The sequence below is a fragment of the Proteiniphilum sp. LBM24028 genome (assembly GCF_056629195.1).
Window position 1 is genome coordinate 3,845,732 of sequence record NZ_CM152817.1, and the last position, 25,658, is coordinate 3,871,389.

General features: G+C 45.4%; 28 protein-coding genes. 11 read left to right on the top strand and 17 right to left on the bottom strand.

Annotated elements, in window-relative coordinates:
- Positions 1–32: 32 nt before the first annotated feature.
- From AC1HCU_RS15405 to AC1HCU_RS15415, 3 genes are all read right to left on the bottom strand, one after another.
- Positions 33–434, bottom strand: a complete 402-nt coding sequence (locus tag AC1HCU_RS15405) for a hydrogenase iron-sulfur subunit (protein ID WP_480367476.1) — start codon at positions 432–434, stop codon at positions 33–35.
- A gap of 92 nt (positions 435–526) precedes the next feature.
- Positions 527–778 carry a sulfurtransferase TusA family protein gene (locus AC1HCU_RS15410; RefSeq protein ID WP_480367478.1) on the bottom strand — a complete coding sequence of 84 codons (252 nt, stop codon included), beginning with the start codon at positions 776–778 and terminating at the stop codon, positions 527–529.
- 38 nt (positions 779–816) lie between these two features.
- Entirely contained in the window at positions 817–1,383 is a 567-nt protein-coding gene (locus AC1HCU_RS15415; RefSeq protein WP_480367481.1) for a DsrE/DsrF/DrsH-like family protein, read from the bottom strand.
- 274 nt (positions 1,384–1,657) lie between these two features.
- Between AC1HCU_RS15415 and AC1HCU_RS15420 the strand changes: the two genes are divergently transcribed.
- Entirely contained in the window at positions 1,658–2,335 is a 678-nt protein-coding gene (locus tag AC1HCU_RS15420; RefSeq protein ID WP_480367483.1) for a Crp/Fnr family transcriptional regulator, read from the top strand.
- Between the two features lie 16 nt (positions 2,336–2,351).
- Here AC1HCU_RS15420 and AC1HCU_RS15425 read toward each other — a convergent pair whose 3' ends face one another.
- Positions 2,352–3,032, bottom strand: a complete 681-nt coding sequence (locus AC1HCU_RS15425) for a Crp/Fnr family transcriptional regulator (protein WP_480367485.1) — start codon at positions 3,030–3,032, stop codon at positions 2,352–2,354.
- 183 nt (positions 3,033–3,215) lie between these two features.
- Here AC1HCU_RS15425 and AC1HCU_RS15430 point away from each other — a divergent pair, with 183 nt between their 5' ends.
- A complete protein-coding gene (locus AC1HCU_RS15430) occupies positions 3,216–3,563 on the top strand; it encodes a thioredoxin (RefSeq protein ID WP_480367488.1) in 348 nt (115 codons plus the stop codon).
- Between the two features lie 4 nt (positions 3,564–3,567).
- Positions 3,568–4,497: an NAD(P)/FAD-dependent oxidoreductase gene (locus tag AC1HCU_RS15435; RefSeq protein ID WP_480367490.1), complete on the top strand. Its 930-nt coding sequence runs from the start codon at positions 3,568–3,570 to the stop codon at positions 4,495–4,497.
- A gap of 354 nt (positions 4,498–4,851) precedes the next feature.
- On the opposite strand, the gene rpsO is transcribed toward AC1HCU_RS15435, so the two are convergent.
- Together rpsO and AC1HCU_RS15445 are read right to left on the bottom strand one after the other, a co-directional pair.
- Positions 4,852–5,121 carry a 30S ribosomal protein S15 gene (gene rpsO, locus AC1HCU_RS15440; protein WP_480367492.1) on the bottom strand — a complete coding sequence of 90 codons (270 nt, stop codon included), beginning with the start codon at positions 5,119–5,121 and terminating at the stop codon, positions 4,852–4,854.
- Between the two features lie 82 nt (positions 5,122–5,203).
- Positions 5,204–6,472 carry a carboxypeptidase-like regulatory domain-containing protein gene (locus tag AC1HCU_RS15445; RefSeq protein WP_480367495.1) on the bottom strand — a complete coding sequence of 423 codons (1,269 nt, stop codon included), beginning with the start codon at positions 6,470–6,472 and terminating at the stop codon, positions 5,204–5,206.
- 195 nt (positions 6,473–6,667) lie between these two features.
- On the opposite strand from AC1HCU_RS15445, the gene nadB reads away from it, so the two are divergent.
- The 5 genes from nadB (at position 6,668) to AC1HCU_RS15470 (ending at position 11,429) form a co-directional block, all read left to right on the top strand.
- Positions 6,668–8,248 (top strand): L-aspartate oxidase, encoded by a 1,581-nt coding sequence (nadB, locus tag AC1HCU_RS15450; protein WP_480367498.1) that lies wholly within the window; start codon positions 6,668–6,670, stop codon positions 8,246–8,248.
- A 43-nt stretch (positions 8,249–8,291) separates the two neighbouring features.
- On the top strand, positions 8,292–9,176 hold the full coding sequence (gene folP / locus AC1HCU_RS15455; RefSeq protein WP_480367500.1) for a dihydropteroate synthase: 885 nt from the start codon (positions 8,292–8,294) through the stop codon (positions 9,174–9,176).
- A gap of 15 nt (positions 9,177–9,191) precedes the next feature.
- Positions 9,192–9,953, top strand: coding sequence for a diadenylate cyclase CdaA (gene cdaA / locus AC1HCU_RS15460; protein WP_480367502.1), 762 nt, complete (start codon positions 9,192–9,194; stop codon positions 9,951–9,953).
- A gap of 69 nt (positions 9,954–10,022) precedes the next feature.
- The gene (gene recF, locus AC1HCU_RS15465) at positions 10,023–11,129 is read left to right on the top strand and encodes a DNA replication/repair protein RecF (RefSeq protein WP_480367505.1); all 1,107 of its coding nucleotides are present in this window, start codon (positions 10,023–10,025) and stop codon (positions 11,127–11,129) included.
- A gap of 6 nt (positions 11,130–11,135) precedes the next feature.
- Positions 11,136–11,429 carry a DciA family protein gene (locus AC1HCU_RS15470; RefSeq protein ID WP_480367507.1) on the top strand — a complete coding sequence of 98 codons (294 nt, stop codon included), beginning with the start codon at positions 11,136–11,138 and terminating at the stop codon, positions 11,427–11,429.
- Here the strand turns inward: AC1HCU_RS15470 and AC1HCU_RS15475 are convergent.
- From AC1HCU_RS15475 to rpe, 11 genes are all read right to left on the bottom strand, one after another.
- Positions 11,426–12,070, bottom strand: a complete 645-nt coding sequence (locus tag AC1HCU_RS15475; RefSeq protein WP_321722001.1) for a hypothetical protein — start codon at positions 12,068–12,070, stop codon at positions 11,426–11,428. The genes AC1HCU_RS15470 and AC1HCU_RS15475 overlap by 4 nt on opposite strands.
- 6 nt (positions 12,071–12,076) lie before the next feature.
- Positions 12,077–12,445 (bottom strand): preprotein translocase subunit SecG, encoded by a 369-nt coding sequence (secG, locus tag AC1HCU_RS15480; RefSeq protein ID WP_480367509.1) that lies wholly within the window; start codon positions 12,443–12,445, stop codon positions 12,077–12,079.
- A gap of 39 nt (positions 12,446–12,484) precedes the next feature.
- Positions 12,485–13,231 (bottom strand): tetratricopeptide repeat protein, encoded by a 747-nt coding sequence (locus AC1HCU_RS15485; RefSeq protein ID WP_480367512.1) that lies wholly within the window; start codon positions 13,229–13,231, stop codon positions 12,485–12,487.
- Positions 13,232–13,235: 4 nt separating this feature from the next.
- Positions 13,236–13,766 carry an LPS assembly lipoprotein LptE gene (gene lptE / locus AC1HCU_RS15490; RefSeq protein WP_480367514.1) on the bottom strand — a complete coding sequence of 177 codons (531 nt, stop codon included), beginning with the start codon at positions 13,764–13,766 and terminating at the stop codon, positions 13,236–13,238.
- Positions 13,767–13,791: 25 nt separating this feature from the next.
- Positions 13,792–15,060: a sigma-54 interaction domain-containing protein gene (locus tag AC1HCU_RS15495; RefSeq protein ID WP_480367516.1), complete on the bottom strand. Its 1,269-nt coding sequence runs from the start codon at positions 15,058–15,060 to the stop codon at positions 13,792–13,794.
- Between the two features lie 32 nt (positions 15,061–15,092).
- Positions 15,093–15,917, bottom strand: a complete 825-nt coding sequence (locus AC1HCU_RS15500; protein ID WP_480367519.1) for a 1-acyl-sn-glycerol-3-phosphate acyltransferase — start codon at positions 15,915–15,917, stop codon at positions 15,093–15,095.
- Between the two features lie 93 nt (positions 15,918–16,010).
- Positions 16,011–17,393, bottom strand: a complete 1,383-nt coding sequence (gene glmM, locus AC1HCU_RS15505) for a phosphoglucosamine mutase (RefSeq protein WP_480367522.1) — start codon at positions 17,391–17,393, stop codon at positions 16,011–16,013.
- A 90-nt stretch (positions 17,394–17,483) separates the two neighbouring features.
- Positions 17,484–18,044: a BamK family beta-barrel-assembly machinery protein gene (bamK, locus tag AC1HCU_RS15510; protein ID WP_480367525.1), complete on the bottom strand. Its 561-nt coding sequence runs from the start codon at positions 18,042–18,044 to the stop codon at positions 17,484–17,486.
- 113 nt (positions 18,045–18,157) lie between these two features.
- Complete coding sequence (locus tag AC1HCU_RS15515) at positions 18,158–19,216, bottom strand: DHH family phosphoesterase (RefSeq protein ID WP_480367527.1); 1,059 nt, start codon at positions 19,214–19,216, stop codon at positions 18,158–18,160.
- A 36-nt stretch (positions 19,217–19,252) separates the two neighbouring features.
- Positions 19,253–21,217, bottom strand: a complete 1,965-nt coding sequence (locus tag AC1HCU_RS15520; RefSeq protein WP_480367530.1) for a ComEC/Rec2 family competence protein — start codon at positions 21,215–21,217, stop codon at positions 19,253–19,255.
- Positions 21,218–21,302: 85 nt separating this feature from the next.
- On the bottom strand, positions 21,303–21,953 hold the full coding sequence (rpe, locus tag AC1HCU_RS15525; protein ID WP_480367533.1) for a ribulose-phosphate 3-epimerase: 651 nt from the start codon (positions 21,951–21,953) through the stop codon (positions 21,303–21,305).
- 127 nt (positions 21,954–22,080) lie between these two features.
- Between rpe and AC1HCU_RS15530 the strand changes: the two genes are divergently transcribed.
- The 3 genes from AC1HCU_RS15530 (at position 22,081) to AC1HCU_RS15540 (ending at position 25,298) form a co-directional block, all read left to right on the top strand.
- Positions 22,081–23,193, top strand: a complete 1,113-nt coding sequence (locus tag AC1HCU_RS15530) for a redoxin domain-containing protein (RefSeq protein WP_480367535.1) — start codon at positions 22,081–22,083, stop codon at positions 23,191–23,193.
- Between the two features lie 98 nt (positions 23,194–23,291).
- On the top strand, positions 23,292–24,389 hold the full coding sequence (locus tag AC1HCU_RS15535; RefSeq protein ID WP_480367538.1) for an N-acetylmuramoyl-L-alanine amidase family protein: 1,098 nt from the start codon (positions 23,292–23,294) through the stop codon (positions 24,387–24,389).
- Positions 24,390–24,404: 15 nt separating this feature from the next.
- The gene (locus tag AC1HCU_RS15540) at positions 24,405–25,298 is read left to right on the top strand and encodes an MlaD family protein (RefSeq protein WP_321721998.1); all 894 of its coding nucleotides are present in this window, start codon (positions 24,405–24,407) and stop codon (positions 25,296–25,298) included.
- Positions 25,299–25,658: the final 360 nt, after the last annotated feature.

A 25,658-nucleotide genomic window follows, 5' to 3' on the forward strand; every position in this document is an offset into this window, starting at 1 on the left:
ATCCTGCCTTTCGATTACAATCAACATTGAGTTTATTCTTCCAGTCCTGCCAGAATTTTACTGAAATTTTCCATATGACTGACAAACGGCTCCGCACAGACGGAACACAATGCTGCCATACGGATGCGTTTGGGATTGATATTTTTTTCGGCCATCAGCTTCTGTGACGCAATGATGATGTCGTTGGTACGTTCGGGACAACTCGCACTATAGGAGCATTCGTGTCCGTCGGCTGCAATAAAGACACCGTCAAATCCTTTTTCAAAGGCACGAAGGATCCAGCGTGGCTTGATCCCGGACGAACAGGGCATGTTGATGACATATACGGAGGGGGAATAATGTATTTTTCTCAATCCTGCCTGGTCGATTCCCGGATCGGAAATTTTATCGGTAGAGAAAACCAGAATTTTGGGAGGTCTATTGTCGTACGGCATAGCGGTTACGTGTTAAACCTTATTTCGGACCCTGCTGCCGGTACCTGTAAAGAGTATCGTAAGCAGGGAGTGAAAGATGGTAATATGAAAAATTAATCCTTAATGAGAAACAAACGGCTGAAGCTGTCTTCATCGTAAAAGCCAAGATACTCATGTCCTACTTTTTCACACCAGCGCGGAATGTCGTTTTTGGTGCCTTCGTCGGCCGAGAGGATTTCCATAATTTCGCCCGACTCAATTTCGCCGATCGCTTTTTTTGCTGCCAAAAGCGGGCCAGGACAAGCTGTGCCACGTGCATCTACCGTTAAATTGGATTTCAATGCTTTTAATTCATCTGTTGTCATAGTTGTAAATGTTTGATAGTTATTATTGTTTGTAATCCTTAAATAAACCACTGCATGCTGCTTTCACCTGCATCGGCTACGAAAGTGGTAGCGCCCGCGTAACGAAGATGGGGATAATCGATCATTTCCTCTTTTTTGAATCCCATCATGTTCATCGACATTTCACACACCGTGATTTCTATACCAAGTTCGGCAGCCTGATGGAACATTTCGTCCAGTGACAACACGTTTTGTTTCTTCATGAGCTTTTTGATCATCACAGGCCCCATGCCGCACATGTTCATATTGGAGAGCTTCAGCCTGTTGCGCCCTTTGGGTAGCATGATGCCAAACATCTTCGGGATGAAATCTTTTCCTTTTGCCTTCTTTTCGGGGTCACGCAGTGCCGAAAGTGCCCAGAACGAAAAGAAGAGTTTCACCTGCGAGTCCATCGCTGCTGCTGCAAGAGAGATGATCATTGCTGCCAGTATCTTGTCCATATCGCCCGATACGATGGCGATAGAGAGCTGATCCTTCCGTGATTTTTCCAGACGGGTGATTTTTGCCTTGAGCTGTTCCAGCTCATTGCGAAGTGATTCCAGGGAAATGGTACTTGTATTTTCCATATTTTTTTGTATAATTTTGTAAATGAATAGTATGCAAATTAAAGAATTATTTCTCTAATAATTTTTTTTCTCCGGGTGCAGAATATTACCTTCTTTTGTGATAAATGTCACATATTTCTCTATTTTTGTCAAACAAAACAAGGAGTATGAAACGAGCATGATAATTGTAATCATCCAGGTTATACTTTTACTGCACTCGGCAAAGTAAATAAACTTACTCTGCTCCCGTTTAACGAGGAAGTCTAATGAAATTGAAAATTAATAATTTTGTCATATGGAAAATGAATGTGCCGACTGTGCCTGCGTGTTGCGATCATCGGTCAACATGAAGGATTGCCAGCTCGAGATGTTGAGTGGTAACCATGCAGTGGTAAAATTCAAAAAAGGTGATTCGATTATCAAACAAGGTGTTTTTTCCACGAATGTCATCTTCCTTCGTAAGGGAATGGCAAAGATTCACCTATCCGGACCTTCCCGCGAGCAGATTGTAAAGTTGGTCAAGGCTCCTACCTATCTGGGGCTGCCCACTACTTTTGGTGATAAGATTAATCAGTATAGTGTGACGGCAGTACTCGACTCCGAAGTTTGTTTTATTGACTTGGTGGTGTTCAAGCGTTTGTTGGGAGAGAACAGAGAGTTCAGCAGTTATATTTTGATGGAGTTGTGCAAAAGCGAGCTGGAGGCTTACCGGCGCTGTGCAAGCCGCACTCAGAAGCAGATGCGGGGAAACCTTGCCGACGTGCTGCTCGAATTTTCGGAGAATCTTTTTCAGTCGGATCAGTTTACTCTCCCGCTGTCTCAATCGGATATAGGGAACTGGGTGGATGCCGGCCGGGAGAGTATCAACCGTGCACTTTCTGAATTTATCCAGGATGGTATCATACAGATGCAGGGCAGACAGGTAAAGATTATTGATAAAAAAATGTTGAAGCTGATAAGCCAGAACGGTTGACAGGGCAGGCCGCGATTTATCCCAACCGCTCAATCTTTTCCAGTTCTGCCCGGTCGACAATGCTGATTCCTTTTCCTTCAAGAATAATAATCCCGTCTCGCTCAAACTCCTTCAACAGTTTTATGGCGCTCTCCGTGGCTACCGAGGCGAAGTTGGCTAGGTCCTGACGTGACAGGTGGACAAAGACGTCCTGTCCCGGAAAATCATCGCCGCTAAGATAGAGCAGTGCGGAGGCGAGCTTCCCGCGCATCTGTTTATAGGTTATGTTTCCGATCACGGTGAGCAGCTGCCTTTCATTCCGGTAGTTACGGGAGGTAATGCGCATGGCGAATTCCGCGTTGCGCAGCAGCAACGTCCGCATCTTCTCCTTATCGATCATACATACCTGTGTGTCGGTGAGTGCCACGGCCGAGGTAGCGTGCAGGGCCTCTCCAAAGAGGGCGGAAAAAGCCAGAAAATCGCCTGCTTTAGCCAGTTGCAGATTAAGTTGTTTATCCCTGCCTGTCTGCAGGTATACCTTGACCAGTCCGTCCATTACCAGCAGTACATGTGTGGAGAAAGCACCCTGCTTAAAGAGGTTTTCTCCGGTCAGGTAAGTCAGCTCTGTCTTGCCGGAGCTGATCAGCTCCAGTTCTTCCGGCTTCAGATCACGGAAACAGGCCACCATTTTTTCACAATTATCCATTTCCTTATTCATCCATTGTCCTTCTCTTTGCCTTTGTCGACAAAGATACCATCTTTTTCGGGAAACTGATTTACATCAGCCTGACAACTGATATATCTCATTCCTATCCATGGAATATGTCAGCCCTTTTTTTCATGATCAATGCGGTTATGTTCTACCTTTGTAACCAGTAATAAATTTTAAACAACAAAAAAAATGAAGTACTTAAGAACCAATATTCGGGAAATTGAAACGGCTGCCGAATTGCAGAAGATTATCAACGAGAACGAGAATGTGATGGTATGTTGCGGGCGCATGGGACCTATGTGCATTCCGGTGTATGAAATTATGGAAGAGCTGGAGGAGGAGTATGATAATGTGAAATTTTATTCCATGGCATTCGACAGCCCCGAGTCGGATATGATCCGGACTGCACCCGAATGCCGCGGGTTTATGGGATTACCATTTACCATGTACTACAAGGATGGAAAGGTGGCCAAGGCGACAACCAGTATTCAGACAATGGCGCAGGTAAAGGAAAATCTGGATCAGTATCTCTCTTGATGAAATGGAAAAGATATATGATGTAATTATCCTGGGTGCCGGTGCTGCCGGTCTCTCCGCGGGTATTTACACATCCCGCGGAAAGCTGGACACCCTGATCCTGAGTGAGGGAGTGACCGGCGGACAGATGGTACTGACCCACGAGATTGCCAACTATCCCGGAGTGGAGATGATTAAAGGCTATGAACTGGCCGATATCATGAAGCGGCAGGCAAAAAGTTTTGGTTGTACACTCAGGGCCAACGTCAAAATTGTGGATTATCGCTTGACCGAAAAGATCAAGGAGGTGGAACTGGAAGACGGAAGGATATTTCGTGCCAGGACGGTTATTCTTGCTCCCGGCGGGAAACCCCGTTCTCTTAATATACCAGGAGAGAAGGAGTTTGAAGGGAGAGGCATCTCCTACTGTGCTACCTGCGATGCCGACTTCTTCCGTGATAAAAAACTGATTGTTGTAGGTGGTGGAAATTCAGCACTGGAAGAGGCGGTGACTCTTACCCATTTTGCGTCACATGTTACTATTGTGCATCAGTTCGATCATTTTCAGGCGTTTGCACATGCTGTGGAAGAGGCCAGTTTCAATCCGAAAATCAGTTTTATAATGGGGTCTGAATTGCGGGCATATGAAGGAAACGGTACCCTGCAAAAGGTGCAGATAGAACATCTGAAAACGGGTGAGCGGACTCATCTGGCAACCGACGGGGTTTTTGTCTTTATCGGGTATATGCCCAATACTGCACCCTTCAAGGGACTGGTGGGGATGAATGAAAGGGGCGAAATCCTGGTGGATGAAACGATGAAAACTGATCTGCCCGGCGTTTTTGCAGCGGGCGACTGTGTGGCGAAGCGATACCGGCAGGTGACCACTGCCGTGAGCGACGGTACCATCGCTGCCCTCAGTGCAGCCGAATATATCCGGACGGAACAGCGCTGAGAATATACGGATATTTGTATAAAAAATACAAAAAAAAGAGGACACCTCGGTCGAGAAGTCCTCTTTTGTATTGGTTAACGTGATATCAGCATTAAGGTAAAAAAGATTGTTTTAGGTTATCGTTACAAAGATAAGCGGCTTTTTTGAATGGGCAAAATAAAAAAACATATTATAAAACATAGTTTTAAAATATAATTTTGGAGCATATCCTTGTTTTGAATGTGTGTAAAAATAAGTTTAGAGCTAAAAAAAGGATAAAATCATCGATTCCATCCTTTTTTATCTTTCAATAACGTTTGGCGATTTTCAAACAAACTTCCGTTGTCTGTGCTCATCCGTTATTTTTCGAGAAAATTATTTTCTGATACCCAGTTCCTTGATAATGGCGCGATAGCGTTCAATATCAATCTCAATCAGGTAATCGAGCAAACGACGACGTTTACCCACTAAAATTCTCAATGCTCTTTCTGTGTTATAATCTTTTTTGTTTGACTTCAGGTGTTGAGTCAAATGCGAAATACGGTATGAAAACAATGCTATCTGGGCTTCAGGTGAGCCAGTATCAGTGTTAGACTTCCCGTGCTTTGCAAAGATTTCCTTCTTTTTGGCAGAATCTAAATACATACGTTGTAAAATATTACGTTTTTAAAAACTTTAGGGCTGCAAAGATAGGCTTAATTTTTTTAATTACAAATGCTTTCCTCTTTTATTTTCTTCTTCGCAATTTGTCGCTCAGTCTTTTAATCGCATCATTGATTTGCTGGTCCGGTTCAATTACATTGTATTCACCCCAGAAGCCTGGATCGAGGAAGGATTCCACTTTTTCTGCGATCACATCGGTTGACCGGATCCGTTCATCGCGTGGAAATTTTATCACGTTGTCGTTATACCGGTCGGTGACGGCGATCTCCGATCCGATAATATAGTTGGTGGCAAACAGTCCAAAAAACCGATTGGTCCATCTGACCCGGAATGATACTTCGGTAGCGCTGTAACTGAAAAACCATTTTCCATTGTTTTCCATGTAGTTTACCACATACTGGGCATTATTGACCTCCACCCGCATTTTGGAAGGCTTGCGCCTGATAAAGATGTTTGCAGCATCTTTTCTGTCTTCCACATTCATATTAAATTCCATACGGGCAAAAGCGAGCGTGGCGGCATCCAGATAGATGGTACCCCTAAAGAGAATGTCTTTTAATCCGGAGTGTGGCTGGAAAGAAATGATGTAATGTGGCTTGTTGTTAATGTTAATCAGGCCGTTGACATGGAAGTTGTACTCTGCAGCATCCGTGCCGAAGACAATTTCCGGGTTCTTGGCAATATCAAGCATCAGGGCATCGCTGATACCTCCCTGAAATTTTAGCAACACCGTGTCGCGCGGTGAAATATCGGTGGCTTTGCGGCCGATGTAGATCCGGGCCTGGTCGTTGCTGTAAGAGCGGTATGATGCTTTGTAAACGTCCAATACAGCTTCTACAAGAGAAATATAGTTTGATCCTTTTTTTATCGATTCACGATAAAAAGCGACCATCATGTTCGGGTCCGCAGCGTAGTTCTCCGGAATCCGCTGTAATGCTTCCCTTACGAGATTTGTCCCGTCCCCCGAAACAATCAGGACTTCGCTAAGTTCTATGGGAGAGGGTGCCAGCATGATGTGGTCATTGGGATTGCCGATCAGGGTAACTACTGGTATCTCCTTGTTCTCGTATCCCAGGTAATGGATAATCAGTTGCATGTTCCTGGTTGAAGCAGGGACCCGTATGGAGAAGTATCCGTCCTGGTTGGTAACGCTCGACACATTTGCTTTTTGTACGGTGATGCTTGCATTGGGCAGTGGTTCTTTTGTATCACTCCCCAACACCCTGCCGCGAAGCATGAAAGTGGAGTCAGCCTGTTGCCCCGTGTTTGTGGCATGGAGGACCTGCAGTACAGAAAGAATGAAGATAAGGAATAGAGTAAGTAAGTGTTTCATCTGATAAAATGATGTTAAACAGTCTCTTTGCTTGGATGTACAAAGAAAAGCAAATGTCGGGTATTTGCAAATAAAACCCAGCTTTTTAACAATGTTTACTCCTGAATATTGTGCGGCTGGAAAAATGGTGCGTTCCTTCGAAAAACCCTGAATAATTGTGTACATTTGCAATGGAAAAATCAAAACAGAGAGAAGATGACCCGCAGATATGATTTTCTGGTGATTGGTTCCGGCATTGCCGGAATGAGCTATGCCCTGAAAGTGGCAAAATATGGGAAGGTAGCCATTATCGCGAAAAACCAGCTGGAAGATGCCAATACTTATTACGCGCAGGGAGGAATTGCATCGGTCACAAACCCGTGGGATAATTTTGAAAAGCACATTGCCGATACGCTCGATGCAGGCGGCGGATTATGTGACTTGCAAGTCGTGGAAAAAGTGGTGAAGGAGGCACCCGCCCAGATCAGTGAGTTGATAAGCTGGGGAGTGGACTTCGACAAGGATGAAAAAGGCAATTTCGATCTTCATCGTGAAGGAGGTCATTCCGAGTTCCGGATCCTGCATCACAAGGACAGTACCGGCGCCGAGATCCAGGTCAGCCTGATTAACACCATTCGCAATCATCCGAATATAGAGGTGTTCGACCATCATTTTGCCATTGAGATCCTCACGCAGCACCATCTGGGACAGGTGGTCACCCGCCATACTCCCGGCATTGAATGTTATGGTGCCTATATCCTCGATCAGGTGACCAATGATATTGATACTTTTCTTTCACGTGTGACCATGATGGCAACAGGAGGTATCGGATCGGTGTATCAGACTACAACCAACCCGTTGGTCGCCACGGGTGACGGCATTGCCATGGTGGCACGTGCAAAGGGAGAAATCAGGGGGATGGAGTTTGTTCAGTTTCATCCCACGGCACTTTATCATCCGGGGGCAAGACCATCGTTCCTCATCACCGAGGCGATGCGGGGCTATGGCGGCGTACTGAAAACATGTGACGGGAAAGAGTTTATGCACAAATATGATGCACGCGGATCACTGGCCCCGCGTGATATTGTAGCCCGTGCTATCGACACGGAAATGAAAGAAAGGGGAGAAGATCATGTTTATCTGGATGTGACACACAAAAAACCAGACGAGACCAGGACTCACTTTCCGGGCATCTACGAGAAATGTCTCTCTTACGGAATAGACATTACCCGGGAGATGATACCCGTGGCTCCCGCCGCTCACTATCTGTGCGGAGGTATCAGAGTGAATCTCGATGGAGAAACAAGCATCGGGCGACTATATGCCAACGGGGAGTGTGCCTGCACGGGATTACACGGAGCAAACCGGCTGGCATCCAACTCGCTCATCGAGGCTGTGGTATTTGCCGATGCAGCGGCGCAACACTCGCTGCCTCTTTTCAGGCAATATACATTCAGAGAAGATATTCCTGCCTGGAATGCAGAAGGTACCACCTCTCCCGAGGAGATGGTGCTGATTACGCAAAGTTACAAGGAGGTAGGGCAATTGATGTCGGCCTACGTAGGCATTGTGCGCTCCGACCTGCGTCTGCAGCGCGCCCTGGATCGGCTAAACATCCTTTTCCGGGAGACCGAGGATTTCTTCCATCGCTCCGTAGTGTCGCGCGACATCTGCGAATTGCGTAACATCATCAAAGTAGGTTACATGGTCATCAAGCAGGCTATGGCCCGCAAAGAAAGCAGAGGGCTTCACTACACGGTGGATTATCCTTTGAAAGATCCCAATTCGGTATTGTGATTCAGCAGTTAGTGGTCAGTGATTCAGCGATCGGTACCGGAGAATGAAGATTGAATCCTTAAAAAACAAGAGTGTTAAATTCAGAGTGAAGAAAACGATTAACATAGCGGGGGAACTGCTCGATTTGTCGCTGCCTCAGGTGATGGGCATCATCAACATCACGCCCGACTCTTTTTTTGCAGCCAGCAGGAAGCAGGCTGATAACGGAATAATCGAACGTTGCCGGCAAATCATTGATGAAGGGGGTAGTATAATAGATGTCGGGGCGCAGTCAACCACTCCCTTCTCCACCTTCCTCACGGAGAAGGAGGAGACAGCCAGATTAATGCCTGCCCTGAGACTCATTCGCAGCGAATTTCCTCATGCAATCCTGTCGGTCGACACCTTCTACGCTGATATAGCCAAACAAGCCGTGGAGGAATTTGGTGTAAATATCATCAATGACATCTCAGGCGGACAGATCGATGACCGCATGTTTTCCGTTGTGGCTCAGTTGCAGGTACCCTATGTGCTGATGCACATGAGAGGGGTGCCGCAGACCATGCAACAGTCGACCGATTACGATGACCTGATCCAGGATATCCTTTATTATTTCTCGGAACGCAAGGCCAGATTGAATCTCCTTGGTGTGAATGATGTTATCATTGATCCCGGTTTTGGTTTCAGCAAAACGTTATCTCAGAACTATGAATTGATGGCTTATCTGAAATATTTTCATATCTTTGAGGAGCCGATACTGGTAGGAATCTCGCGGAAATCGATGATTTACAAGTTGCTGGATTCCACACCGGAAGAGAGTCTCAACGGTACTTCCATCCTCAATACGGTGGCTTTGCTTTCCGGCGCGGCCATTTTGCGGGTACATGATGTGAAAGAGGCAGTGGAGTGCGTAAAGATTGTGGGTAAGATAACCGAATTCGATCAATAACCGGCGTATACAGGTATGTTTGCACATTTCGGGATAAAGGACTTTATTGATGTATTGCTGGTAGCACTTCTGCTGTACTACCTGTTCAGGCTGGTCAAGATATCGGGCCTGCGCCCCCTTTTCATCGGAATAATGGTATTCATGGTGATCTGGGTACTGGTGTCGCGGGTTTTCAACATGGTGTTGCTCGGTTCCATCCTCGATCAGCTGGTGAGTGTAGGTCTGTTTTTACTGGTCATACTCTTTCAGGACGAAATAAGGCGCTTTCTGATGTCGCTCGGTTCAAAAAAGGGATGGAATTTCATTACAAAACTTTTTTTCCCCGGAGAGAAGCAGAAGAAGGATAATTCACACCTTACAGCCATCGTGCTGGCTTGCATGAATATGTCTAAAACCAATACCGGGGCGCTTATTGCCATACAGGGTGATATTCACCTGGGTCTTTATGAGCAGACCGGTGAAATTGTAAACGCCGATATTTCCTCTCGCCTTATCGAAAATATTTTCTTTAAAAACAGTCCCTTGCACGATGGTGCGATGATTATCGTAGGACAAAAAGTGAAAGCCGCCGGATGTATCCTGCCCATCTCCCAGAATCCCAATATCCCCACCCACCTGGGATTGAGGCACCGCGCCGGACTGGGCATATCACAGGAAACCGATGCCAGGGTGATCATTGTCTCCGAAGAACGGGGACGTATCTCCTTTGCCTCACAGGGCAGACTGAAGATGAATATCTCTCCCGAGGACCTTCAGCGATTGCTGATGGAGGAATAGCACAGCCTGTTAAAAGCCTGCCTGTATGCGGATATGATGGCTGGTATGTGAAATAACGATGTAAGCAGCATGATTTTAGAAGAATTATCCATCATCAACTATAAGAATCTGGTGCAGGCAGAACTGCAGCTTTCCCCCAAAATAAACTGCTTCATAGGCAACAACGGCATGGGGAAGACTAATCTGCTCGATGCAGTCTATTATCTCTCTTTTTGTAAAAGTTATACCAATCCCATAGACTCGCAGATCATACACCACGATGCCGATGTGTGTATGCTACAGGGTAAATTCCTGTCGGAAGAGAGTACCCGTGAAGAGATTTACAGCGCTATCCGGCGGCGGCAGAAGAAACAGTTTAAACGCAACAAGAAGGAGTATGAACGTCTTTCCGATCATATCGGATTGATTCCCCTCGTGATGATCTCACCGGCCGACAATGAGCTGATAACCGGGGGCAGCGAAATACGACGCAAGTTTCTGGATATGGCCATCTCCCAGTTCGACAAGGAGTATCTGCGTGCGCTGGTAAGGTATACCAAAGCCTTGCTTCAGCGGAATGTGCTACTGAAAAATGAAGAAGAAGCTATTGATACAACCTTGCTGGAACTTTGGGAAGACCAGATGATTGAAGAGGGGAGCCTCATCCATCGGAAGCGCAAAGCATTTATCGATGAATTCATACCCATCTTCAATGATTTTTATGCACGTATCAGTCAATCCGGGGAGCAGGTCTCCTTCGATTATATTTCCCAGCTCAATGAAGCTGATTTTGGGGAGATGCTCGGCAGAAACAGACAACGCGACATGGCAATGGGACATACTACCACTGGAATTCATCGCGATGAACTGGAAATGCTGCTCGGCGGCTATCCCATTAAAAAAGTGGGATCACAGGGACAGAACAAGACCTACTTTGTATCACTGAAGCTGGCACAATTTCATTTTTTGCTGCAAACAGGGCATACTACTCCGATATTGCTGCTGGATGATATTTTCGACCGGCTCGATATGCATCGTGTGGAGGAGATTGTGAAGCTTGTCTCCGGTCATGGCTTCGGACAGATTTTTATCTCCGATACCAACAGGGAATCACTCGACAGAATTCTGGAACGTGCCGATAATAACGCGCATATCTACTCGGTGATAGACGGAGAGATAAATCGGATAAATGAATAAAAAGAAATGTTGAAAAAGAACGCACAACCTTTGTCCCGGGCACTTTCTGATTTTTTCGATGAAAATAGTACGTTAAAGGTCAGGCTGGCCGAACATCGTGCCGTCAGAGGATGGCATGAGGTGCTGGGGGAGGGTGTCTCGAAATATACAGGGGAGGTTTATTTCCGTCGTAATATCCTCTATGTACATCTTACATCGGCCGTTCTTCGCGCGGAACTGACAATGAACAAGGAGGGGCTGATCAGGAAGATGAATGATTACGCTGAAATTCCCATCGTAAGGGATATTGTATTCCGCTAGAAGAATGCCGATACACCCAGGTAGATGCCACTGGGGTGGGGAGAATAATCGTGCTGGATAAGATCGTAATTGAGTGTGATATGGGAGCGGCCCAGGCGAACCCCTGCGCCTACGATCAATGAGGGGACAAGGCCGCTATGCGAGGTTGTTTCTTTTGTAGACTCCCTTGTGAAAGCAGACCAGATATAGTTTGTTTCGGGTTGTACAAAAACAGTGATGAAAGAAAGTGGATAAAAATAGCCAAACAGGTTTGCTCCCAGTAAATTATCTCTGACAGTATATTCCGATGTTCTTGCTTTCGAGTAGTAGTATTTAATGCCGGCACCCGCCATGAAATAGCGGTTGAACTGATATCCCGCCTGCGGACCAAAGCCTAGTCTTGTATAGTTTCGGCTCACGGACAAGCCGAGATTTGCGCCAATACGAATTTTACTCCTGTCAAATATGGCAGTACGACCCTTCTCTGTGTCTCCGCGCCTTATGCCGGTGGATGTCTCTTTTCCCGTAAAACTACGTGATTGTCCGGAACGATGAATATTTCGCTCATCGTCCGGAGCCACGGGTATGGTATCATATGTGATTACCTGTGCATCGACAAATAAGGGAAGCAACCAAAGCAGGAAGATGTAGAAGATGCGCACAAAAGTTTATTCTGCGGGTGTTCCATTTTCGGGGGTTGGCTGTGCTGGAACCTGCGAAGGTACGGGCAAGCCGGGAGTCACATCGGGAGCGGTGGCAGGGTTGAGTGGTGCAGGTTGTTGCACTTCCACCTGCGATTGCGGTGCATTGCTGTGCGAAGCAGTGTATTTGGCAGTCAGGATGCTCAGTACCATTACGATACCTGCAAGAGTCCAGGTGAATTTTTCCAGAAAGTCGGTTGTTTTCCGTACACCCATGATCTGGTTCGATGATGAAAATCCGCTTGCCAGTCCGCCGCCTTTCGATTTTTGTACCAGTACGGCAAGGATCATCAGAATGGAAGCCAGCAGAATAAGGATTGTAATAAAGAGATACATATATTGTTCGTTTTAATTCTTACAGAAAAAATTCCGTTTTCACTTAACAAAATGTTGATTCATAATCAAAAATTCCAGAAAACGAATTTGGTCGGCAAAGTAAATACTTTTTTTTGGAAAATTCAAACTTAAACGTTTAATAATTGTAAGCGCCTGTTCATATTTTTTTTGTTTGATATAGATTTTTGCCAATGTTTCAGTCAGAAATTCACCGGCATCCTCTTCAGAAGTGGTTTTTTGATTATCTGTCCTCACTTCCGGTTGATATGGAGTGAACAGTGGCTCGGTCGCAGCTTTTTCAATAAAGGCATCAATGATGTCGTGGTGTTGAAGTTTCCGGTCTTCTGACGGACCTGCAGTCCTCTCTCCCTCCATCGGCTCCAGATAGGAGAAATAGTCGATCGATACAATATTCAGAGCTTCATTGTCAAGTGTTGTCGTCTCACTCATATCACTCCCGCCAAGTGAGGTGAGGAAGGAATCAAGCAACTCTTCGGTTCTGTCTTTCGCACTATTATGAATTGCATCTGGCTGGGTAAGTTGCTTGCGATAGCTTTTCCCGTAAATCAGATAGAACAGCTTTCTCCTGTCGGCACACATCACAGCTGTTGTGCCGAGCTCTTTTACGTAACGATCGCTATCTGTCATATCCAGATATTTGGTGTACAACAATCGGGAGGTCTGGAAAAAGGGGTAAGTTTCCACCACTGTTTTAAGTGTCTCTTCAGTGGCAGTTATCAGTGTGTCGGGTTCTTCGATGAATTTGTAAAGCTTGTCCTTGTCCATTGAGTTACCAGTTTGCCATGGTGGCATTAAATATCTGATCTACAATTTCGTCGATCAGCTCATTGATCAGCCGATCCTGTACCGTATCGAAAACAGTGTTGCTGGAGAATGTACGGTTGGCGGAGATTGTTTCCTGCGTCTCGGGCACATCGATCTTATTGTTTCGAAAACGCATCCTTACCGTCATCGTCAGACGGGTTTCTGAAGCAAATGCATCTTCCTGCACAGCCAGAGGTGTAAGTTCATAACCTACAATTTCACCCTCAATCTCCATGTCGGCGTTCTGATTCACAAGCTGTAAACGCGTGTTGCGGGTAAACATGTCTTTCATCTCTTCATTAAAACGCTGTTCCAGGGGAGGGTATACCAGGGGAGCCTGATTGATAAAGTGTCCGATGGAGAGAGTCTTGGTAAGGTCATAATCTATGGAAGCCGTCCTGAAAGAATAAGACAGTCTACATGAACTTACGATGCCGATCATCGAGAAGAGAATCACAATGTGGACGAAATAATGCCTGTGTATGTGGATTTTCATACTTGTTCCCTTTTGTCGCTGATAATCAACATTCAAGACTATATTCCTTAATCTTGCGGTAAAGAGTCCGCTCGGAAATACCTAAATCGGCGGCAGCCAGTTTACGCTTGCCGTTATGCCGTTCAAGCGCCCTGAGGATCATCTCTTTTTCCACTTCGCTGATTGACAGTGCGCTTTCTTCGTATTCGGTTGCTTCCTGAATATCATTCTTCCCCGTCTCATCAAGCTGTATGCTCTTGGGAATTGCTTCGTACTTTACGGGGACCGATACGCGGGGTTGCTCTTCATGAATGACAGATGCGGTACGAATACTGTTTGAGGATGGTCCAAAATCAGCTGCCGACTGACCGGAACTTTCCATCATGCTTTTCACTACCTGCTTCAGGTCGGTGATATCTTTTTTCATGTCGAAAAGAACCTGGTACAATATCTCCCGTTCGTTGGCAAACGACTTTCGTTCGGTATCATGAAGCTGCGACAAGGGGACTGGAAGCATGCCAACCTCGTTGTGGGGCAGGTATTTCTGCAGGATATCGGCATCAATCACACGTTCCTGTTCAATGATGGATATCTGTTCGGTGATGTTCTTCAGCTGGCGTATATTTCCGGGCCAACGGTAGTTCTTTAACATCTCCCTTGCCTCGTCGGTAAGGGTGATGGAGGGCATCATGTATTTTTCGGCGCAGTCACCGGCAAATTTCCTGAAAAGAAGGGGGATATCCTCTTTCCTGTCCCGCAAGGGCGGTATGCGGATAGGAACAGAATTAAGCCGGTAGTACAAGTCCTCACGAAACTTTCCCTGTTCCACGGCTCTCACCATATCCATGTTGGTAGCTGCCACTACCCTTACATCACTCTTTTCAACCTTTGAAGATCCTACCTTGATGAATTCTCCGCTTTCGAGTACCCGCAGCAGACGTGCCTGTGTGGACAGGGGTAGTTCACCTGCCTCGTCGAGGAAGAGTGTGCCGCCGTCGGCCACTTCGAAATAACCTTTCCTGGTGCCGGTAGCACCCGTGAAAGAGCCTTTCTCGTGCCCGAAGAGCTCAGAGTCAATGGTTCCCTCGGGAATAGAGCCGCAGTTGATGGCAAAGTAGGGACCATGTTTTCTCTTGCTGTGAAGATGTATGATCTGCGGAAAATTTTCTTTCCCAACGCCACTTTCTCCTGTAATAAGTACCGACAGGTCGGTAGGAGCGACCTGCAGTGCCACATCGATGGCGCGATCCAGCTCGGGAGTGTTGCCAATGATGCCGAAACGTTGCTTGACTTGTTGCAGAGAGTACTTGACCATACTGTGTTGTTTGAGAATTCAAAGATAAACAATTATTTCAAAGCGTATGTCCTTGCTTTCAGGAATTCTCCCAACCGTGCAGTCTCATCCCCGAACTGATCAATCTCTTCCGGCATTACCGGATCTCCAAAAGTGATGATCATCTCTTTGCCTTTTTTGTTGTATAGTTCGTGACAGAGTCTGAGGTTACGGAACTTCCAGCCAAATACCTTCGACAGATAAAAGGAGCGACTGTTCTGGCCGGAGATATGCATGGGGATGACCGGTATTTTCATTTTCTGGATAATCTTTAATACTGCCGGCTGCCACTCTCTGTCTTCAATCTGAAATTTTCCTTTTCTGAAATAAAGGTTGGAAACAGCTCCCGACGGGAAAAACCCCATCGGATAGCCCTCCCGTAGATGAGCAATACTTTCTCTGATACCGGCGAAGGTGAACCGGTTTTTCTCTTCATTTTTCATTGGATTTACGGTAATGAAATTTTCTGCCATCGTATCCACAAAGGAGAGAATAATGTTGACCATCATCTTGTAATGATCTACCCGGCTGCCCACCGTCTCTATGGCAGCTATGCCGTCGATGTGGCCGTACGCATGATTGGAGACGGTGATAAACGGTTTGTCCTTGAAGTTCTGCAGTACCTGCTCATTCCGAATAGTGCGCTTTATCCCCAGTTTATCCAGAACATCCTTACAGAATGCCGGACCTGTAAGATGTTTTGAACGATTGTAAATCTCATTGGGGACGTGCAACGCCGATATTTTGATACCGAAGTCAATCAGCATGTCGCCGTATTTGCCCCGCAAAACAGGATGCAGGCCGCGCAAATCATCGCGACTGATCAATGTATCTTTCATTCATTCTTGGCTTTATCTTATTATTTAACGCAATTGCCACGTCAAAAAAAATGATGTGGCAATTGTGTGATAAAAAGGCTGTTTGATGCGACTTTAGGCAAGATCCCTGATCATATCGATGATTTGTTTGCCAATTTCTTCCGCTTCTTCCTGAGAGTGTGCTTCCGAATAGACCCGGATGATTGGTTCGGTATTCGATTTTCGCAGATGTACCCACTTGTCCGGGAAATCGATTTTTACACCGTCGATATGGGTTACCTGCTGGTCTCTGAATCTTTCTTTCATCTTTTCCAGTATTGCATCTGTGTTGATGTCTGGTGTGAGCTCCACCTTTTGTTTGGCCATAAAATAGGCAGGCAGGGTTGCCTTCAGTGCCGAAGGTGTTTTTCCCGATTTTGCCAGGCAGGTAAGAAACAATGCAATGCCCACGAGCGCGTCGCGACCATAATGGGAGTCGGGATAAATGACACCGCCATTTCCCTCGCCACCGATCACGGCTTTCACTTCCTTCATTTTTGTCACGACATTCACCTCGCCCACTGCTGCGGCATAATAATTACCGCCTCTGGCAGTTGTAACATCTCGCAGGGCACGGCTTGAGCTGAGGTTGGATACAGTGTTGCCCGGCGTATGCTGTAACACATAGTCGGACACAGCTACCAGGGTATATTCTTCGCCAAAGGGTTCACCATCTTCACAATAGATGGCCAGCCGGTCCACATCGGGATCTACGGCGAAACCCACACTTGCCTTGGAACTGCGGGTGAGTGAAGAGAGCTCTGTAAGGTGTTGCGGCAAGGGCTCCGGATTGTGGGAGAAGTTACCATGGGGGGCACAGTGCAATTTAAAGATCTCCTTTACTCCCAGGGCGTACAATAATTCAGGAATGGCAAAGCCGCCTACTGAATTCACACTGTCGACGGCTACCCTGAAATTGGCCGCCTTGATCGCCTCTTTGTCCACCAAAGGGAGGGACAAAATGCCTTGTATATGCTCGTGGAGATATTGCTTTTGTGTAATCTGACCCAGTTCATTCACAGTGGAAAACGAAAAATCTTCCGCTTCGGCAATATTGAGGATTTCTTTTCCCTCTTCTGCGTTGAGGAATTCACCCTGGTGATTAAGCAGCTTCAGAGCATTCCACTGTTTGGGATTGTGGCTTGCGGTGATGATGATGCCGCCTGCAGCCTTTTCTTTGGGAACAGCAATTTCTGTGGTGGGTGTCGTTGCCAGTCCGATGTCGGTTACGTCGCAACCCATCCCTGTCAGCGTACCGGTGATGATCCGGTGTACCATTTCTCCGGAAATGCGGGCATCGCGCCCCACCACAATCCTTGGTCGGTCTTCTCCGGTTGATTTTCGGATAAAGGCTGCATACGCAGCTGTAAATTTTACAATATCCAGTGGCGTAAGGTTTTCACCCGCTTTTCCACCAATGGTTCCTCTGATACCTGATATGGATTTGATCAATGTCATATGGGTACTTTTATATTGAAAAGTGATTTTTTAATAATATCATTAGCTGGTGATTTTACAGAGAGATGCAAAGAGAGGCCGTTAAAATGATCAGTATTGATTTTCAAACCGGTACTGTACCATGTCATAGTAGGTTGGCTCATACTTCGACTGATCATAGGAAGATCCCATATTAAAGGGAACAATCATTTTTACTTTGCCGAGGTGTCCCACGTAGCTGAGGGGAACGATCCATCCGGGCATACTGTAATTGCCTTTCGTGGATGAGGTTACCGGTCCTATGAATACGATCTCTTCCGGATAAAGACTCTTTAGATTGGAGTATCGGGTAGTGTCGCCTGTGTTGAAATAGTTCAAACCGCTGAAACGAACATATACCTCCTCCTTCCATTGCAGCTTCTGGCTCTTGTTGCCATAGTCGATCACATGAAAATAAACTCCAGTAGCAGGATCTTTATAAAATTCGTTCTCTTCGAAGGTACTATCCGATGGAAAGTCCTTGAGAATGGTGAGATGATTGGAGTCTATAAACAGGTCGATGGCTTTTTCTTCTGCCTTCAGATAATCGGCATAGGTCATGGTGTCCTTGCAGGATACAACGAAAAATAATAATCCACCAAGGAAAATTACAATGAGATATAAATGCTTCATATGAATCTGTCGTTTAAATAAAACAACTCACTTTATTGAATTACAAAAGTACACAATCTGCTTTAAATAAACCAACCGTAACATTGAAATAAAAGTTAGTTTTTAAAAAATGATCATAGTTGGCTGATGGCTTGTTTCAGCTTGCCCTCATAGGCTTTTAACCCGTCGGCATAGATGCGCAGCGCTTCCTCGAAGGTTCCGTAATGCTCTCCTCCAGAGGCGTTTAGGTGCCCGCCGCCATTAAAGAATTCAGCTGCAAATTCATTGCATGGAAATGAAAGCTGTGAGCGAAACGAAAGTTTTGTCAAACCCTCGTCTTCCCGGATGAAGGTGGAGAAGATAATATCTTTGATGCTGAGCGGATAATTCACGAAACCTTCCGTATCCCCTTTACTGAACCGGAATTGTGCCTGATCCTCCTTTGAAAGATAGATGAGCGCTGCATGCAGATCGTGATAAATATCCATGCGCTGCGACAGGGTGAACCCAAGCAGTCTGAAGCGCGCTTCAGAATAATTGTGAAAGACATGCGAATAGATGGCATCCTTATCGATCTTTTTTCTTAGTAAAAGGCTGATGATTTCAAATATCTCGGGATCACTGGAGTTAAAGGTAAACCCTCCGGTGTCGGTCATCATGCCGCAATAGATACATTCTGCTTCGGCCAGGGTGATTTCATCGTATTTGCCTGCCTGGAATAATAGCCTGAATATGAGTTCGCTGGTGGAAGATATTTCAGGATGGGATACGACAATGTCAAATATGTTTCCCGGAAAAAGATGATGATCGACCAGAATCTTTTTTGCCGGTGATGTTTCCAGGGCGACGCCCATATCTCCCGTTCTTTTCGGAATATTGTAGTCGAGTGCGAAAATAAGATCCGTATGATGAAGGATATGTTGAGCTGCGGATGGATTGTACTCGTAAATTTCCACCTCATTGGCCCCCTTCATCCATTTCAGGAAGTAAGGGAATGAATTGGGTACTATAATTCGTACCTGTTTTCCCCTTCCTTTGAGATAATGATACAGAGCGAGAGAGGAACCCAGTGCATCACCGTCGGGTGAAAGATGGGTGGTAATCACAATTTTTTCTGATCTCTCCACAGCATCTGTAATTGCTGCTACTTTTGCCGGGTGAATTAACTCAGAGATCGGATTTGTCAAATTCATTTTGGTGTAATCTTTTGCAATGTGGCAACAAAAGTACTAAAAAATCAGGGAAAAGGCACCCTCTTGTGTGACATTGTGCACATCGATACCCAGCCGAAGGCACTCGGCATTCATGCAGTTTGCGGTATTGCGCGGAAGAGAACTGTCCAGAACGATGAGAGATGGTTCAATGAGCAGGAGCAGTTGTCCGATGTGGAATCCGGCATTTTCGGAGAGGACCAGTACGTCTACCCGGAATGGTGATTCGGCAATGAAGCCGGCGAGTGAATTATCAGAGAGACGAAGAACACGCTTCCGGAAGTGTGGCAGGACTCCGTTTCCGGGGATATTCAGGAAATGGCGTTTCCCTTCTGCGAACAGGGCTATCTCGCTTCTGCCGGAATTGTTGAATACCACCAGCTGGGGAGCAGGCTTAAATATTTCTTTCTGCAGTGAAATCAACTGAAACGCAAGCATCGACGTCAGGGCGATTAATAATGGTCGGGCACGGTGGGAAAAGACAAATCCGGTAAAGGAAAAGACAAAGGTAATTAACAGAAGCATCTGAATGAACGAAATATAGTTGTCGGTAAGTTGAGCGAAAGGGAGTGATTCGAAAATATGGACGATACGCAAGGTGACGTTGGCGAGTGTTTCAGCAACCCATTGAAAGACGGATTCCATGCCGTCCATGGCTCCGGCTGCTACCCGGTTTATTGCACCTACGGCCATGAGTGCCGCGGCGGCATATATCACGATCCCGATTAAGGGTACAACCAGCAGGTTGGTCAAGAAAAACCAGACAGGGAAGGTGCCGAAGTAATAGAGTACCAACGGGAAGACGCCCATCTGTGCAGATGTTGAGACGGTCAACAGACCCCACATGTATTTCACTATCTGTCCTTTCGGAGTATACAGGCCATATAATTTCGGCTGAAAATAGAGAATAGCCGCTACTGCACCAAAACTCATTTGAAAGCTCACATCGAAGAGGCTGAACGGACTGAACAGGAGAATAAAAAAAGCTGCCGCTGCCAGCGTGTTGTATGTAAATCCTTTCCTGTGTTGCATGTTGCCGAGACAGAAAATGGAGACCATGATGGCTGCACGCATCACGGAAGCAGATCCGCCTGTAAGAAACACGTAGTACCACAGTGTCAGGATGACCAACCCTTGGCGTAAGACATATCTCCTGCCCGACTTTCCCAGGAATGAGAACAGCAGGTCTATGATAAGGTAGACGATGCCGACATGCAGCCCGCTCACAGCCAGTACATGTGCAGTGCCGGAAGCTCTGAATGCCTCCTGAACATCGTCGGAGAGGTCTTCCCGGTACCCTAGTGTGAGGGCAGAGATAAGGGCACAGGCGTCCTTTTCGCGGATCAGTGAACGGTACATTGCCAGTATCTTTGTCCGCAAACGCTGTGACCGTAGCATAATGGCATGGGATTGGCGACCTGTTTTCTGCCACTCCAACGCGGAGATATAAGCCGTTCCGGCGAAGCCTTTTATTTTCATGTAACGCACATAATCGAAATCGTCAGGATTGCCGAAGTTTCTGAATGGTTGCATTCTTGTATAAAAGATGATCTCATCGCCCGGTTTCAAGGACCCGGCTTCGTTGTCAGGGGCAAGATATAACTTTACCTTTTGCCGATAAGGATATACAATTGCCACATTACAGGCGATGGAGCGGGGTTTCACTTCAGGAATGTCAAGGAGTATTCCTATATAATATCGCGGCTCATTTGGAAAAAGGAATTCTCTGTTTCTTTCCTGTTCCCGGTACTGTAAAAGAGTAAGCGAAAAGAGAAAAAGGTATAAACCGGCTCCGAACATCCACCGGCCGGGATACCGGAGCTTTTTGCCAATAACGTAGGTGAGCACCATGAAGATCAGTCCTGTAAGAAAAAACCAATGAACATTGGGTGTCCATGCTGGAAACAGGACACAGGCCATGATACCTGCCATAACAGGTAAAAGCAAGCGTAAGAATGGTGCTTTCCCGATAAAACCGTTCATTGTTTACGCGCCACAAAATAAAAACAACAACCGCTCAGGCAGAGAATAAGCGATAACAGTAGTCAGAAGCAGCGGTACATGACTTTTACAAAGCCCGTAACATCCGGATAGTATCTTCGGGGTTTTCCGAAGAAAAGACAAAGCTGCCGGCAACAAGCACATCGGCACCTGCATCAACCAGTCTTCGTCCTGTTTCAAGGTTTACTCCTCCATCCACCTCAATCAGGGTAGAAGTATGTTGTTTCAGAATCATTTTCTTGAGCTGGTCTACTTTTTTCAGTGAATGCTCAATAAAGCGCTGTCCCCCAAAACCCGGGTTTACGGACATTAGCAGTACCATGTCCAGATCGGACAGGATATCCTCCAGCAGAAATACCGGGGTGTGCGGATTCAATGTGACCGCCGGCTTCATCCCTTTTTTTCTGATCTCCTGCACTACCCTGTGCAGGTGAGTACAAGCTTCATAGTGCACATTCATATAGGTGGCGCCCGTAGCAGCTATCTCATCGATAAATTTGTCAGGTTCAACAATCATCAGATGGGCATCCATAGGCTTGTTTGTTACCTTTTTTAAAAGACTGATTATCGGAAATCCAAAAGAGATATTCGGCACGAAAACGCCATCCATGATATCAAGATGGATCCAGTCTGCCTCACTTCGATTGAGCATCTCCACGTCTTTTTCCAGGTTTAAAAAATCAGCCGCCAACAGCGACGGTGCCACCATCGTACTCATATATATAATTATTGTGAATTTTTATTTCAAAGGTAGCGTTTTTTTATATTAAAAAGAACGAAATACATATTTAATGAAGACATTTTACATATCTTTGCCGTGGTTTAAACATAAAAAAGAAATTAAAATGAGGAAGTTATTGTTCTTTTTCTTCACTGCCGCATTTCTGCTTTCCTGCCAGAATGGTAAGAATTACACGGTCAATGGTACGATTGCAGATGAATCATATGAAGGCACCAATGTGTATGTACAGCAAATGACCGATGAGACCATGAATGTTGTGGATACGTTGGTGGTAACAAATGGCTCATTCTCGTTAAAGGGGGTGGCAGACAGTACGTTACTTCGCTTCATCTCGCTTGACGAAACAATCAATCCGCAGCAGGAGAGCAGGGTGCCTGTATTGATTGAGCCGGGAAGGATAGAGGTGTTGTTTGACACCATAGTAACAGTGAAAGGTACAAAGGTAAATGATGCCTATACAGATTTCAGAATAAAGCAGAAAGCGCTGATGAAAACTATCCGCGGTGTAATGGAGCAATACAATACTGCAAATGCCGAAGGAACGATGACCGATTCTCTGGAGGCAGAAATCAATATGACATACGACAATATAAGCGAGCAGCTCAACGGTTTGAATTTTAATTTCATCAAAGAAAATATCGGAAACGAACTTGGGAAGTATCTGTTTCTTTCTTCTTCATCCATGTTCTCACCGGAACAGCAGAAAGAGATTCTCAATCTTACAGATGAAAATTTCAAAGCGGGTAAAAATATTCAACGTATCATTAAGCGGCTGGAAAATCTGGAGAATGTGGCTGTGGGCAAGAAATTCGTCGATTTTACATTAAAGGATACCGAAGGTAATGAGGTCTCGCTATCCGACTACGCCGGTAAAGGAAAATATGTACTTGTCGACTTCTGGGCTGTGTGGTGTGGACCCTGCCGTCAGGAAATGCCCAACGTAGTGGCTGCCTACAACAAGTATAAATCGAAAGGTTTTGAGGTGGTGGGTGTTTCACTAGATCAGGATCATGAGAAATGGGTGAAGGGCCTTAAAGATTTGAATATGACCTGGCCGCAGATGTCTGACCTGCAGTATTGGGAAAGTCCTGTCGTGGATTTGTATGCCATTGAAGGTATACCGCACACCGTCCTCCTGGATAAGGATGGAATTATCATTGAAAAGAATCTGACAGGTGACGCCCTCGATGCCAAACTGGCTGAATTGATGCCATAATCATGTGGACATGACGGAAAAGAAGAATGAGCCGCATATTGTGGCTCATTTTTTTTCATTCCGATATTTATCACTATTTTTGCAAAAAGAAAACCCACATGAAACCCTGTATAAAACTACTTTTATTACTGTTCTTGGGTGTATTTCTGCCTTTTCATTCCGGTCAGTCTGCCAATCCGCAAAACGGTAAATTTACAGTGGTGATTGATCCCGGCCACGGAGGTAAAGACCCGGGAGCCGTGGGTTCCGTTTCGAAAGAGAAAGATATCGTACTCTCTGTCGGCCTACAACTGGGGAAACTCATCGAGCGGAATCATCCCGACGTGAAGGTATTGTATACCCGTAGTTCGGACCGTTTTGTGGAACTAAACCAACGTGCTGAAATTGCAAATAAGGCCCATGCCGATTTATTCATATCAATTCATTGCAATGCACTTGACCGACGGCGTACCTCTCCTCAGGGAGTGGAAACATTTGTACTGGGTTTGCACCGGAGCAAGGACAATCTGGATGTAGCCAAGGCGGAGAATGCCGTGATCATGTACGAAGATGATTACTCGGTGAAATACGAAGGTTTTAACCCCAATGAGCCCGAGTCCTATATCATTTTTGAGTTCATGGCCAATGAGTTCCTTTCGCAAAGTGTTTACTTCGCTACGCTTGTGCAAAATCAGCTGGTAAACAGTTCCAAGCGGGTTAACCGCAGTGTGCGTCAGGCAGGTTTTCTGGTGTTGAGAGAGGTGGCCATGCCGAGCATCCTTATTGAACTGGGGTATATAAGCAATAGAAATGATGAGAAATACCTGAAGAGTGCGAGCGGACAGTCTTCATTGGCTTCCTCCATCTATCAGGGATTTAAAGAATATAAGCGGGAGTATGACAAGAAAAGCTATGTCTTTGCCGGTTCCGCCGGCGACAGTAGGAAGTCTACTGTTTTGCAGCAAACACCCGTTGCTGATGGAGCTGAAAAAGAGTATCGTGTTCAGTTTCTCACATCCTCCCGTAAATATGCGGAAGGATCATCTGCTTTTAAAGGGTTGAGTCCGGTAGATTTTTACACCGACGGTTCCACCTATAAATATACTTATGGCAGTACTGAAAAACAGAGCGAGATTGAACAGACTCTCAAAGAAGTAAGAAGGAAATTTAAAGATGCCTTTATTGTGGAATTTGAAGGTGGACGACGCATCAAATAAAGATTAAATGAATCTATGAAGAGAAATATAAGCAGATATGCAATCATTGGCCTTACTTTTATTGCCAGTATCGGAATGCTTTATTATGGGATTAACTTTCTGAAAGGTATCAATGTCCTCAAAAAGCAGAACCAGTATTACGCCGTTTTTGATGATGTTTCCAAACTGCTCATTTCATCTCCCATCTATGTAAAAGGCTATCAGATTGGGTTGATCAATACTATCAGTATGATTAGCGATGATCCGATGCTTTTTGCCGTGGGAATCAACTTGAAGGAACCGCTGCGAATAACGGAAGGAAGTTACCTTGAATATGGGGTCGACATGTTTGGCGCATCCACGGTAAACCTTGTGATGGGATCATCACACATTTACCTTCAACCCGGCGATACCCTTACAGGAGGTATGGAGGCAAGCCTGATGGATAAGGTGGCAAGTGTTATGCCCAGGACTGATTCAATTCTCCTGCGTGTCGATTCGGTGGTATACTCGCTGAACAAATTAATGGCACATCCCATGTGGACGCACTCACTTGAGGGAATCGGAAATACCGTCATACAATTGAACCGTTCGAGCGAAAGCCTGAACAGGTTGATAAACTCACTGGAGACCGACCTGCCAGTAATCAGCCGTAATCTTTCAAATGTCTCGGCCGATTTGAAAAATGTTTCCGGCGAACTGAATCAAATGGACCTGGCTCATACGTTTGCCTCAATTGATGAGACAGTGACCAACTTGAAAATGCTGACCGGAAAAATGAACAGTAAAGACAATTCCCTTGGCTTGCTGATGAATGATACGAAGCTGCACGACAGCCTGAATGTAACCATTGATACTGCGACAAAACTGCTCGAAGATATTCGTCAGAATCCCGAACGGTATTTAAGTATCAAAGTACGGCTGTTTTAGGTTGAAGAAGTTTCAATTTAATACCTCCAGAAATATTTAATTAGAATGATTATAAATAAGGAGCTTCAAAAAAAATGAAATAAAACTCGTTGATACTTGGGGGGTAAGTAACAAAAATGTAATATATTTGTAATTTTTAGTGAATGAACTTTTTTTCAGTATTGTGTTGTTAATCAACCATGTTTAACCTGACTGGTCTCGGTGATTAATTGATTTACAGATGTTTGTACGTATTTAGTTGATAAATAGGGTTGTTGTTTTGGAACAGATTTTTTCAAAAGAGTTCATTTTTTTATCTCGTTTTTTTTTTGAAAATTTGTACTCCTGTTGAAGGAAGGAAAAAGATCATTATAGGATTCA